7 protein-coding genes are annotated in these 13,422 nt (G+C 66.7%); all 7 read left to right on the top strand.

Going from position 1 to position 13,422, the window contains the following annotated elements; translation table 11 throughout:
- Positions 1 to 161: 161 nt before the first annotated feature.
- Positions 162 to 662 carry a thiol peroxidase gene (tpx, locus tag AC0Z2B_RS32220; protein ID WP_473003401.1) on the top strand — a complete coding sequence of 167 codons (501 nt, stop codon included), beginning with the start codon at positions 162 to 164 and terminating at the stop codon, positions 660 to 662.
- A gap of 302 nt (positions 663 to 964) precedes the next feature.
- A complete protein-coding gene (locus AC0Z2B_RS32215; protein WP_416425465.1) occupies positions 965 to 2,290 on the top strand; it encodes an MdtA/MuxA family multidrug efflux RND transporter periplasmic adaptor subunit in 1,326 nt (441 codons plus the stop codon).
- Positions 2,287 to 5,460 carry an MdtB/MuxB family multidrug efflux RND transporter permease subunit gene (locus AC0Z2B_RS32210; protein WP_476302196.1) on the top strand — a complete coding sequence of 1,058 codons (3,174 nt, stop codon included), beginning with the start codon at positions 2,287 to 2,289 and terminating at the stop codon, positions 5,458 to 5,460. Before AC0Z2B_RS32215 ends, AC0Z2B_RS32210 begins: the two co-directional genes overlap by 4 nt.
- Positions 5,457 to 8,564 carry an efflux RND transporter permease subunit gene (locus AC0Z2B_RS32205; protein ID WP_476302194.1) on the top strand — a complete coding sequence of 1,036 codons (3,108 nt, stop codon included), beginning with the start codon at positions 5,457 to 5,459 and terminating at the stop codon, positions 8,562 to 8,564. The genes AC0Z2B_RS32210 and AC0Z2B_RS32205 overlap by 4 nt, the downstream gene beginning before the upstream one ends.
- Positions 8,561 to 10,069, top strand: a complete 1,509-nt coding sequence (locus AC0Z2B_RS32200) for an efflux transporter outer membrane subunit (RefSeq protein ID WP_476302192.1) — start codon at positions 8,561 to 8,563, stop codon at positions 10,067 to 10,069. The genes AC0Z2B_RS32205 and AC0Z2B_RS32200 overlap by 4 nt, the downstream gene beginning before the upstream one ends.
- Before the next feature lie 217 nt (positions 10,070 to 10,286).
- Positions 10,287 to 12,377 carry a putative bifunctional diguanylate cyclase/phosphodiesterase gene (locus AC0Z2B_RS32195; protein ID WP_476302190.1) on the top strand — a complete coding sequence of 697 codons (2,091 nt, stop codon included), beginning with the start codon at positions 10,287 to 10,289 and terminating at the stop codon, positions 12,375 to 12,377.
- 60 nt (positions 12,378 to 12,437) lie between these two features.
- The gene (locus AC0Z2B_RS32190; protein ID WP_476302188.1) at positions 12,438 to 13,184 is read left to right on the top strand and encodes an SDR family oxidoreductase; all 747 of its coding nucleotides are present in this window, start codon (positions 12,438 to 12,440) and stop codon (positions 13,182 to 13,184) included.
- Positions 13,185 to 13,422 lie beyond the last annotated feature (238 nt).

Raw genomic sequence — 13,422 nt, 5'->3', positions numbered from 1 at the left:
TGCCGCCAGGCTGCGGGGGCCCGCGAGTGCACTGAAGATTTTCAGTGAGGCTGGGGGCCAGCGCAGCCTGCGGCAGCGGCTACGGTATTAACGCATTTGCTGTGGAAGGGATTCGTGGTTAACTTCGTTCCTTTATTCCATATCGCAGAAGGATTCCGTTCATGGCTCAAGTGACGCTCAAAGGCAACCCGGTCCAGGTCAAGGGCGAACTGCCGAAAGTCGGCGCCAAGGCGCCTGCGTTCTCGCTGGTTGCCGGCAACCTGGCCGACGTGACCCTGGCAAGCTTTGCCGGCAAGCGCAAAGTGCTGAACATCTTCCCAAGCGTTGACACCCCGACCTGCGCTACCTCGGTACGCAAGTTCAACGCCCAGGCCAGCGAACTGGCCAACACCGTGGTGCTGTGCATCTCCGCCGACCTGCCATTCGCCCAGGCCCGCTTCTGCGGCGCCGAAGGCCTGGAAAACGTGCAGAACCTGTCGACCCTGCGTGGCGCCGAGTTCAAGGAAGCCTACGGCGTTGCCCTGGCCGACGGCCCGCTGGCCGGCCTGACTGCCCGTGCCGTGGTGGTGCTGGACGAGAACGACAACGTGCTGCACACCGAGCTGGTCGGCGAAATTGCCGAAGAGCCGAACTACGATGCTGCCCTGGCAGTATTGAAGTAACACCCAGGACCAGGCACTTCGCCTGTAGCCGCTGCCGCCAGGCTGCGCTGGCCCTCAGTACGCTGGAGATTTTCAGTGTAGGGGAGGGCCAGCGCAGCCTGCGGCAGCGGCTACGGGATGGGTGGCGTCCAGTGGTCCGTTACATGCAGTAATAAAGAAACGGCCTGGCATCCCCCAGGCCGTTTTCTTTTCTGGACGAAACACGGCATAAACGCGTCCTACGTAAATAGCGGGTAAAGGCACTTTGCAATATTCGCAACAATGATTATCGTTCCAGCCTCCCGACATACCCACTTTCAATAATGGTCGATCATTCCATGCAACCCGCCGGTTCCCGCACCTTTCCCCGTTGGCTGTTCGGCCTGCTGATCCTGATCCTGCTGATTGCCGCGGGCCTGTACTGGCGTGCGCAGCATTCGCCGGCCCAGCAGCATGAAGCCGGCGGCCCGCCCGAGAAAGGCCGGCCCCATGGCGGGCGGCCCGGCGGCAACCCCATGCGCCCAGGCTTCGGCCCGGCCAGTGGGCCGACGCCGGTGCGGGTGGCCCCGGCTACCGTGGGCGACTTCCCGGTCTATTTGAAAGCCCTGGGCACGGTGACCGCCACCAACACCATCAGCGTGCGCAGCCGTGTGGCCGGGGAGCTGGTGAAGGTGGCGTTCCAGGAAGGGCAGATGGTCAAGGCCGGCGACCTGCTGGCGGTGATCGACCCGCGTCCGTATGAAATTGCCCTGCAGCAGGCCCAGGGCACCCTGGCCCAGGACCAGTCGCAGTTGAAGAACGCCCAGCGCGACCTGCAACGCTATAAAGAGCTGTTCGCCCAGGACAGCATCGCCAAGCAGACCCTGGACACCGCCGAGGCGCTGGTGGGCCAGTACCAGGGCACGCTGCTCACCGACCAGGCCAACGTCAACAACGCCAAGCTCAATCTGGAATTCACCCAGATCCGCGCGCCCATCAGCGGCCGTGTGGGCCTGCGCCAGCTGGACGTGGGCAACCTGGTGGCCGCCAACGACACCACCGCCCTGGCGGTGATCACCCAGGTGCAGCCCATCAGCGTGATCTTCACCCTGCCCGAGACCACCCTCGACCCGGTGCTGGCGCGCGTGCGCAGCGGCGCCACCCTGCCGGTGGAAGCCTGGGACCGCGGCGACCGCGCCCAGCAGGCCACGGGCGTGCTGCACAGCATCGACAACCAGATCGACACCACCACCGGCACCCTGAAGTTCAAGGCCTACTTCGATAACAAGGACCTGGCGCTGTTCCCCAACCAGTTCGTCAACGTCCACCTGCTGTCCGACACCCTCAAGGACGTGGTGCTGGCGCCCTCGGCCGCCGTGCAGTTCGGCACCAACGGCACCTTCGTCTACGCCATGGACGGCAACGACAAGGTGCGCATTCGCCAGCTGAAGATCGGCGCCTCCGACGGCACTGTCACGGTGGTCGAGGACGGCCTGGCCAAGGGCGACCGCGTGGTGCTGGAAGGCACCGACCGCCTGCGTGACGGCAGCAGCGTGGAAGTGGTCAATGACCCAGGCCAGGTGCCCACCACCCCAGGCGAGCATCTCAAGGGTGAAGACGCCGCCGGCAAGCAGGCCGGCAACGGCCACCGGAGCAAGGCGGGCGTATGAATCTGTCGCGGCTGTTCATCCTGCGTCCGGTAGCCACTACGCTGAGCATGCTGGCCATTATCCTGGCCGGCCTGATCGCCTACCGCCTGCTGCCGGTGTCGGCGCTGCCCCAGGTCGACTACCCGACCATCCGGGTCATGACCCTGTACCCCGGCGCCAGCCCGCAAGTGATGACCAGCGCCGTGACCGCGCCGCTGGAGCGCCAGTTCGGGCAGATGCCCGGGCTCACCCAGATGGCCTCCACCAGTTCCGGCGGCGCCTCGGTGCTGACCCTGCGCTTCAGCCTCGACATCAACATGGACGTTGCCGAGCAGCAGGTGCAGGCGGCCATCAACGCCGCCACCAACCTGCTGCCCACCGACCTGCCGGCACCGCCGGTGTACAACAAGGTCAACCCGGCCGACACCCCGGTGCTGACCCTGGCCATCAGCTCGAAAACCATGCTGCTGCCCAAGCTCAACGACCTGGTCGACACGCGCATGGCGCAGAAAATCGCCCAGATCACCGGCGTCGGCATGGTCTCCATCGCCGGCGGCCAGCGCCAGGCGGTGCGCATCAAGGTCAACCCCGAGGCCCTGGCCGCTAACGGCCTGAACCTGGCCGACGTGCGCACGCTGATCGCCGCCTCCAACGTCAACCAGCCCAAGGGCAACTTCGACGGCCCCACGCGGGTGTCGATGCTCGACGCCAACGACCAGATGGTCTCGCCCGAGGAATACGCCAACCTCATCCTCAGCTACCGCAACGGCGCGCCGCTGCGCCTGAAGGACGTGTCGACCATCGTCAACGGCGCCGAGAACGAGCGCCTGGCGGCCTGGGCCAACAAGAACCAGGCGGTGCTGCTCAACATCCAGCGCCAGCCCGGTGCCAACGTGATTGAAGTGGTGGACCGCATCAAGGCGGTGCTGCCGTCGATCACCGACAACCTGCCGGCGGGCCTGGACGTGGCGGTGCTCACCGACCGCACCCAGACCATCCGCGCCTCGGTGGCCGACGTGCAGCACGAGCTGCTGTTCTCCATCGGCCTGGTGGTGCTGGTGACCTTCCTGTTCCTGCGCCGTTTCAGCGCCACGATCATTCCATCGGTGGCGGTGCCGCTGTCGCTGATCGGCACCTTTGGCGTCATGTACCTGGCCGGTTTCTCCATCAACAACCTGACGCTGATGGCCATGACCATCGCCACCGGTTTCGTGGTGGACGACGCCATCGTCATGCTGGAGAACATCTCCCGCCATATCGAGGAGGGCGAGACGCCGCTGCAGGCGGCGCTCAAGGGCGCCCGGCAGATCGGTTTCACGCTGCTGTCGCTGACCTTCTCGCTGATCGCCGTGCTGATCCCGCTGCTGTTCATGGCCGACGTGGTGGGGCGGCTGTTCCGCGAGTTCGCCATCACCCTGGCGGTGGCCATCCTGATTTCGCTGGTGGTCTCGCTGACGCTGACGCCGATGATGTGCGCGCGCCTGCTCAAGCGCGAGCCCAAGCCCGAGGAGCAGACGCGCTTCTACCGCGCCAGCGGCGCCTGGATCGACTGGCTGATCGAGGCCTACGGCCGCAAGCTGCAGTGGGTGCTGCGCCACCAGCCGCTGACCCTGCTGGTGGCCCTGGCCACCCTGGGCCTCACCGTGTTCCTTTATATGGTGGTGCCCAAGGGCTTCTTCCCGGTGCAGGACACCGGGGTGATCCAGGGCATCACCGAGGCGCCGCAGTCGATCTCCTTCAGCGCCATGAGCCAGCGCCAGCAGGACTTGGCGGCCATCGTGCTGCAGGACCCGGACGTCGAGAGCCTGTCTTCCTATATCGGCGTGGACGGCGACAACGCCACGCTCAACAGCGGGCGCATGCTGATCAACCTCAAGCCCCTGGGCCAGCGCAGCCACACCGCCAGTGAAGTCATCGCCAACATCCAGCCGGAAGCCGACAAGCTGGTGGGCATGCGCCTGTTCATGCAACCGGTGCAGGACCTGACCATCGAGGACCGGGTCAGCCGCACCCAGTACCAGTTCAGCCTGTCGTCGCCCGATGCCGAGCTGCTCAGCCAGTGGAGCGGCAAGCTGGTGGATGCCCTGCGCCAGCAGCCGCAGCTCACCGACGTGGCCAGCGACCTGCAGGACAAGGGCCTGCAGGTGTACCTGGTGATCGATCGCGACCAGGCCAAGCGCCTGGGCGTCAACGTCGCCGACATCACCAACGCCCTGTACGACGCCTTCGGCCAACGGCAGATTTCCACCATCTACACCCAGGCCAGCCAGTACCGCGTGGTGCTGCAGGCGGCCAACGCCTCGGTGATCGGTCCGCAGGCGCTGGAGCAGATCTACGTCAAGAGCACGCCCAGCGACAGCGCCATCAACCAGACCGTGTCCAGCACCCTCACCGGTGCCAGCTCGTCGTTGCCGGTGACCAACAGCACCCAGGTGCGCCTGTCGAGCCTGGCGCATATCGAGCAGCGCCAGGCGCAGCTGGCCATCTCGCACATCGGCCAGTTCCCGGCGGTGATGGTCTCGTTCAACCTGGCGCCGGGCGTGGCCCTGGGCCAGGCGGTAGCGCTGATCGAGCAGGTGCAGAAGGACATCGGCATGCCGATTGGCGTGCAGACCCAGTTCCAGGGCGCGGCCCAGGCGTTCCAGGCGTCGCTGTCGAGCACGCTGCTGCTGATTCTGGCGGCGGTGGTGACCATGTACATCGTGCTGGGCATTCTCTACGAGAGCTACATCCACCCCATCACCATCCTCTCCACGCTGCCCTCGGCGGCGGTGGGCGCCTTGCTGGCGCTGCTGCTGAGCGGCAATGACCTGGGGATGATCGCCATCATCGGCATCATCCTGCTGATCGGCATCGTCAAGAAGAACGCGATCATGATGATCGACTTCGCCCTGGACGCCGAGCGCAACCAGGGCCTGGACCCGCAGACCGCCATTTACCAGGCGGCGCTGCTGCGCTTCCGGCCCATCCTGATGACCACCATGGCCGCGCTGTTCGGCGCCGTGCCGCTGATGCTGGCCGGTGGTTCGGGCGCAGAATTGCGCCAGCCGCTGGGCCTGGTGATGGTGGGCGGGCTGCTGGTGAGCCAGGTGCTGACGCTGTTCACCACCCCGGTGATCTACCTGTACTTCGACCGCCTGGGGCGCCGCTGGCGCAAGGCACCGGCCGCTGAACCGCAGGCGTCGGCATGAACCTGTCGGCCCCCTTCATTCGCCGCTCGGTGGCGACCATGCTGCTCAGCGTCGCGGTGATGCTGCTGGGTGGCGTCAGCTTCGGCCTGCTGCCGGTGTCGCCGCTGCCGCAGATGGACTTTCCGGTGATCGTGGTGTCGGCCAACCTCGCCGGCGCCAGCCCCGAGGTCATGGCCTCCACGGTGGCCACGCCGCTGGAGCGCGCCTTTGGCAGCATTTCCGGCGTCAGCAACATGAACAGCCGCTCCAGCCAGGGCTCGACGCGGGTGATCCTGCAGTTCGACATGGACCGCGACATCAACGGCGCCGCCCGTGAGGTGCAGGCGGCCATCAACGCCTCGCGGCCGCTGCTGCCCAGCGGCATGCGCAGCATGCCCACCTACAAGAAGGTCAACCCGGCGCAGGCACCGATCATGGTGCTGTCGCTGACCTCCGACGTGCTGCAGAAGGGCCAGCTGTACGACCTGGCGTCCACCATCCTGTCCCAGAGCCTGTCCCAGGTGGACGGGGTAGGGGAGGTGCAGATCGGCGGCAGCTCGCTGCCGGCGGTGCGCGTGGAGGTCGAGCCCAACCTGCTCAACCAGTACGGCGTGGCCCTGGACGAGGTGCGCACCACCATCGCCAACGCCAACGTGCGCCGGCCCAAGGGTTTCGTCGAAAGCGGCGAGCACAACTGGCAGGTGCAGGCCAACGACCAGCTGGAAAAGGCCAAGGACTACGGCCCGCTGATCATTCGCTACCAGAACGGCTCGGCCCTGCGCCTGAGCGACGTGGCCAAGCTCACCGACGGCGTGGAAGACCGCTACAACGCCGGCTTCTTCAACGACGACGCGGCCGTGCTGCTGGTGATCAACCGCCAGGCCGGCGCCAACATCATCAAGACCGTGGCGCAGATCAAGGCGCAGCTGCCGGCCCTGCAAGCGGTGCTGCCGGCCAGCGTGCGGCTGAACATCGCCATGGACCGCTCGCCGGTGATCACCGCCACCCTGCACGAGGCCGAGAGCACCCTGCTGATCGCCGTGGCCCTGGTGGTGCTGGTGGTGTACCTGTTCCTGGCCGACTGGCGCGCCTCGCTGATCCCCACCCTGGCGGTGCCGGTGTCGCTGGTGGGCACCTTCGCCATCATGTACCTGTGGGGCTTCTCGCTGAACAACCTGTCGCTGATGGCGCTGATCCTGGCCACGGGGCTGGTGGTGGACGACGCCATCGTGGTGCTGGAGAACATCGCGCGGCACATCAACGCCGGCATGGCGCCCATGAAGGCCGCCTACCGGGGCGCCCGGGAAGTGGGCTTCACCCTGCTGGCGATGAACGCCTCGCTGGTGGCGGTGTTCATGTCGATTTTGTTCATGGGCGGCATCATCGAGAAGCTGTTCCGCGAGTTCTCCATCACCCTGTCGGCGGCCATCGTGGTGTCGCTGCTGGTGTCGCTGACCCTCACGCCGATGCTCTGCGCGCGCTGGCTCAAGCCCCACGACCACGGCCATGAAACCCGCCTGCAGCGCTGGAGCAACCGCGTGCACGAGGCCATGGTGCGCGGCTACGACCGCACCCTGGGCTGGGCCCTGGCGCACCGGCGGCTGACCCTGATCAGCCTGGTGGTCACCATCGGCGTCAACATCGCCCTGTACGTGGTGGTGCCCAAGACCTTCATGCCCCAGCAGGACACCGGCCAGCTGATGGGCTTCGTGCGCGGCGACGACGGCCTGTCGTTCACCGTCATGCAGCCGAAGATGGAAGCCTTCCGCCGCGCCATCATCGCCGACCCGGCGGTGCTCAGCGTCGCCGGCTTCATCGGCGGCAACAACGGCACCAACAACGCCACCATCCTGGTGCGCCTCAAGCCCATCAAGGAGCGCGACGTCAACGCCCAGCAGGTCATCGAGCGCCTGCGCAAGAACCTGCCCAAGGTGCCCGGTGCGCGGCTGATGCTGATGGCCGACCAGGACCTGCAGTTCGGCGGCGCCCGCGACCAGACCACCAACCAGTACCAGTACATCATCCAGAGCGGCGACCTGGCCGCGCTGCGCACCTGGTACCCGAAAATCACCGAGGCGTTCAAGCGCCTGCCGGAGCTGACCTCCATCGACGCCCGCGAAGGCCGCGGCGCGCCCCAGGTGACCCTGGTGGTGGACCGCGACCAGGCCAAGCGCCTGGGTATCGACATGAGCACCGTGACCGGGGTGCTCAACAACGCCTACAGCCAGCGGCAGATCTCCACCATCTACGACAGCCTCAACCAGTACGAAGTGGTGATGGAGATCAACCCCAAGTACGCCCAGGACCCGGTCACCCTCGACCAGGTGCAGGTGATCAACTCCGCCGGCGCGCGGGTGCCGCTGTCGAGCATCGCCCACTACGAGAACAGCCTGGCCGATGACAGCGTCAGCCACGAGGGCCAGTTCGCCTCGGAAAGCATCTCCTTCGACCTCGCCGAAGGCGTGCCCCTGGACCGCGCCACCGCCGCCATCGAGCGCGCCATTGCTTCCCTGGGCCTGCCCGAGGACATCATCGTCAAGGTGGCTGGCACCGGTGACGCCTTCGCCGCGGCGCAGAAGAGCCAGCCGTGGATGATCCTCGGCTCGCTGGTGCTGGTGTACCTGGTGCTGGGTATCCTCTACGAGAGCTACGTGCACCCGCTGACCATTCTCTCCACGCTGCCGTCGGCGGGGGTGGGCGCGCTGCTGAGCATCTACGTCACCGGCGGCGAGTTCAGCCTGATCTCGCTGCTGGGGCTGTTCCTGCTGATCGGCGTGGTGAAGAAAAACGCCATTTTGATGATCGACCTGGCGCTGCAGCTGGAGCGCGAGCAGGGCATGGGCCCGTTCGACTCGATTCGCCAGGCCTGCCTGCAACGCCTGCGGCCGATCCTGATGACCACGCTGGCGGCCATCCTTGGCGCGCTGCCGCTGCTGATCGGCGGCACCGAGGGCGCGGAGATGCGCCAGCCGCTGGGCCTGGCCATCATCGGCGGGCTGATCTTCAGCCAGATCCTGACCCTGTACACCACCCCGGTGGTCTACCTCTACCTTGATCGCCTGCGCCACCGGGTCAACCGCTGGCGCGGCGTGCGTACCGATGCATCCCTGGAAACCCCGCTATGAACAAGCCGACCGTGCTGCTGCGCCCCTTGACCTGCCAGATGGCCACCGCCCGCGGCTCGCGCCTGCTCAACCTGGGCCTGAGCGCGCTGATGCTCACTGGCCTGCTGCTGGGCGGCTGCGCCGTGGGGCCCGACTACAAGCGCCCGGACGTGGCCGCGCCGGCGCAGTTCAAGGAAGCCCAGGGCTGGCGCCAGGCGCAGCCCAGCGACGCCCTGGCCCGCGGTGCCTGGTGGGAAGTGTACGGCGACACCCAGCTCAACGGCCTGGTGGAGCGCCTGAACCACGCCAACCAGACCGTGGCGCAATATGAAGCCCAGTACCGCCAGGCCCAGGCGCTGGTGAAGAGCGCGCGTGGCGCGTTCTTCCCCACCGTCGACCTCAGCGCCAGCAAGACCCGCTCCGGCCAGGGCGCCGGCAGCAGCAACAGCAACAGCAGCCTGGGCAGCGCCGGCAGCGGCATTCGCAACAGCTACTCGGCCCAGGCCAACGTCAGCTGGGAAGCCGACGTGTGGGGCAAGCTGCGCCGCGGCCTGGAAGCCGACAAGGGCAGCGCCCAGGCCAGCCTCGCCGACCTTGCGGCCATGCGCCTGAGCCTGCAGTCGGAGCTGGTGCAGAACTACCTGCAACTGCGGGTCATTGACCAGCAGAAGCGCCTGCTTGAGGCCACGGTGCAGGCCTACGAGCGCTCGCTGACCATGACCCAGAACCAGTACAAGGTCGGCGTCTCGGGCGCCGATGCGGTGGCCCAGGCGCAGACCCAGCTGCGCACCACCCAGGCCGACCTGGTGGACCTGCGCTGGCAGCGCGCCCAGTACGAGAACGCCATCGCCGTGCTGATGGGCGTGCCGCCGGCCGATTTCAACCTGGCCGAAAGCCAGGCCATCCCGGTGCTGCCGCAGATCCCCGTGCAGGTGCCGTCGCAGTGGCTGGAGCGGCGCCCCGACATCGCCGCCGCCGAGCGCTCGGTGATGGCCGCCAACGCCAACATCGGCGTGGCCAAGAGCGCCTATTACCCGGACCTGACCCTGAGCCTGTCCGGGGGCTACAGCAGCAGCACCTTCGCCAACTGGCTGAGCCTGCCCAACCGCTTCTGGTCGGTGGGCCCGCAGCTGGCCGGCACGCTGTTCGACGGCGGCCAGCGTTCGGCCGAGGTGGACCGCACCGAGGCGGTCTACGACCAGACCGTGGCCCAGTACCGGCAGACCGTGCTCAACGGCTTCCAGGAGGTGGAAAACTACATGGTCCAGCTCAAGGTGTACGAGGACGAGGCCCAGGTGCGCGAGCAGGCGCTGGAGTCGGCGCGCGAATCCCTGCGCCTGACCACCAACCAGTACAAGGCCGGCCTCATCGCCTACCTCGACGTGGTGACGGTGCAGGCCACGGCGTTGAGCAACGAGCGCAGCGTGCTCAACGTGCTGCAGAGCCGCCTGGTGGCCAGCGTGCAACTGATAGCCGCGCTGGGCGGCGGCTGGGATGGGCAGCTGGAATTGAGCCGCGCGCCTTGATGCCATTCGTCTGAAAGGTTAAGGTCAGCACCGGCCCTGTACAACGCTGTACAGCGGCCGGACCCTTGTAGAAGCTGGATTCGGTGATGGCAAAGCGATATCCCGCCAAGCCCCCGTATTCAGGCGCTCTTCGCAAGCAAACAAACGTTTAATTGCGTACAATCCCGGGCAGATTTTTCGCAGGGAACGCGTCGTATTTGCCGGTTTCGAGAGTCGCATGCTGATTGGTAGTTATTCCCCCTCCCTGGTTGTCATTTCACTGTGCGTGGCCATGCTGGCGTCCTATACGGCGCTCGACCTGGTAGGCCGCATCGCCACCGCGAAGGGGCGCGCGGTGTATTTCTGGATGGCCGGCGGCTCGCTGTCCATGGGCGTCGGCGTGTGGTCCATGCACTTCATCGGCATGCTCGCCTTCAGCCTGCCCATCGCCCTGGGCTATGACCTCAAACTGACCGCGCTGTCGCTGCTGATCGCTGTGCTGTCCTCGGGCTTCGCCCTGTGGCTGGTGAGCCAGCCGCGGCTGCCGTTCGGGCAATTGGCCTTCGGCGCGCTGATCATGGGCAGCGGTATCGCCACCATGCACTACACCGGCATGGCCGCCATGCGCATGAGCCAGGGTATCCAGTACGACCCCGTGCTGCTCATCGATTCCATCATCATTGCCATCGGCGCCTCGGCGGCCGCCCTCTACATAGCGTTCCGCCTGCGCCATGCCGCGCCCCACGTGGTGCTGGCGCGCGGCGTGGCCTCGGTGGTGATGGGCGTGGCCATAGTGGGCATGCACTACACCGGCATGGCCGCGGCCATGTTCCCCGAGGGCAGCGTCTGCGGCGCGCTGGGCGGTGGCCTGACCGGCAAGGGCCTGGACTATATGGTGCTGATCACCAGCCTGGCGGTGCTGGGTATCACCCTGCTGACCTCGGTGCTGGACGCGCGCATGGAGGCACGCACCGCTGACCTGGCCAACTCCCTGCGCCTGGCCAACCGCGAGCTGACGCAGCTGGCCCTGCACGACAACCTCACTGGCCTGCCCAACCGCATGCTGCTGGCCGACCGCATCGAGCAGGCGATCCAGATGGTGGACGAGAAGGGCGGCTGCTTCGCGCTGATGTTCATCGACCTGGACGGCTTCAAGCCGGTGAACGACGCCTTCGGCCACTTCACCGGCGACGAGCTGCTGCGCGCCGTGGCCCTGCGCCTGCGCGGCAACCTGCAGGGCCAGGACACCCTGGCGCGCATCGGTGGCGACGAGTTCGTGCTGCTGGTGGCCCTCGACGAGCCGGACGACGTGCCCACCGTGGCCGCCCGCCAGGTCGCCCTGATCGCCCAACCGTTCCGGGTGGCCGAGCAGAACCTGCAGATCTCCGCCAGCATCGGCATCGCCCTGTACCCCGGCAACGGCACTGACCAGCACAGCCTGCTGATGAATGCCGACGCCGCCATGTACCACGCCAAGAGCGCGGGCAAGAACTGCTACAGCTTCTTCGACGGCTCCATGAACACTAACGCGCGCAAGCAGCTGCAACTGTTGCAGGACCTGCGCATGGCGGTGGAGCGCGGCCAGCTGCGCCTGCACTACCAGCCCAAGTTCGAGGCCAGCACTGGCCAGCCGGTGGGCGCCGAGGCGCTGCTGCGCTGGCAGCACCCGGACATGGGCTTGCTGGCGCCGGACCGTTTCATTGACCTGGCCGAGAAGACCGGGCTGATCATCGGCATTGGCGACTGGGTGCTGGACGAGGCCTGCCGGCAGATGCGCGAGTGGGCGTTGCAGGGCTATGGCCACTGGCGCATCGCGGTGAACCTGTCGGCGCTGCAGTTCTGCCACGTGGGCCTGGTGGCCAGCGTCGCGGCGGCGCTTGAACGGCACCAGCTAGCGGCGAACAACCTGACCCTGGAGATCACCGAGACCACCGCCATGAACGACGCCGACGCCAGCATGAGCGTGCTGCGCCAGCTGTCGGACATGGGCGTGGACCTGTCCATCGATGACTTCGGCACCGGTTATTCCAGCCTGATGTACCTCAAGCGCCTGCCTGCCAACGAGCTGAAGATCGACCGCGGCTTCGTCCGCGACCTGGAGCAGGACAGTGACGACGCCGCCATCGTCTCGGCCATCGTCGCCCTGGGCCAGGCCCTGGGCCTGCGCATCGTCGCCGAAGGGGTGGAGACCGATAACCAGCAGAACTTCCTGACCCGCCTGGGCTGTGACTCGTTGCAGGGTTTTCTGTTGGGCCACCCCTTGCCTGCGGAGCGCTTCATGGCCGATATTCACGCGGCGGAAAATCTGCAGCGCGCGTCGGGCGCCTGAATTTCGTACTATTAGCCAGCCTTCAACCCTGCAATCCCCATGAGGAGTGTACCGAGGTCCATGGATAAAGTTATCGTCATCACCGGCGGCAGCCGTGGCATCGGTGCCGCCACCGCGCGCCTGGCCGCCCGCCAGGGTTACCGCGTGTGCATCAACTACCTGGCCGATGAACAGGCCGCCCAGACCACCCTGGCCGAGCTGCGCGAGCTGGGCGCCCAGGCCATCGCCGTGCGCGCCGACGTCAGCGTCGAGGACGAGGTGATGCACCTGTTCAACCGCGTCGACGCCGAACTGGGCACGGTCAGCGTGCTGGTCAACAACGCCGCCACCGTGGGCCACACCTCGCGGGTCGACGAAATGTCCGAATTCCGCCTGCTGAAGCTGCTCAAGAGCAACGTTGCCGGGCCGATCCTGTGTGCCAAGCACGCCATCCTGCGCATGTCCACGCGCCATGGCGGGCAGGGCGGCAGCATCGTCAACGTCTCCTCGGTGGCCGCGCGCCTGGGCTCACCGGGCGAGTACGTCGATTACGCGGCGTCCAAGGGTGCGCTGGATACCTTTACCGTGGGCCTGGCCAAGGAGCTGGCCGGCGAGAGCGTGCGGGTGAACGCGGTGCGGCCGGGGTACATCTATACCGAGTTCCATGCCCTGAGTGGCGACCCGGATCGGGTGAGCAAGCTGGAGCCGGGGATTCCCATGGGGCGGGGCGGGCAGCCCCACGAGGTGGCCGAGGCGATTCTGTGGTTGGCCTCGGAGCAGGCCAGCTACACCACCGGCAGCTTCCTAGACCTGGGCGGCGGCCGCTGAGCCCGTAGCAGCGGCCGCCAGGCCGCGTCCAGGCCAACGCAACGCAATGTATTCGCTCTGCTGTTGCTGTTGCTGTTGCTCTGGCTTGTGATCTTGATCTGGCTTTTGATTTTGATTGTATGCCCCGTAAAGCGCCAGGGCCGACTGGAGGCGTCGATCAACGGGCTGCCCGAAGGGCCGAGGCCGCAGGCCGAAGAGACGGTAACCCGCAGGCTTCTATAGCGGGTGCCGTCTGCCC

This window comes from Pseudomonas sp. GYB4201 (assembly GCF_056312595.1).
The sequence above is the reverse complement of the archived record's forward strand: the minus strand, read 5'-3'. Positions and strand labels throughout refer to the sequence as shown.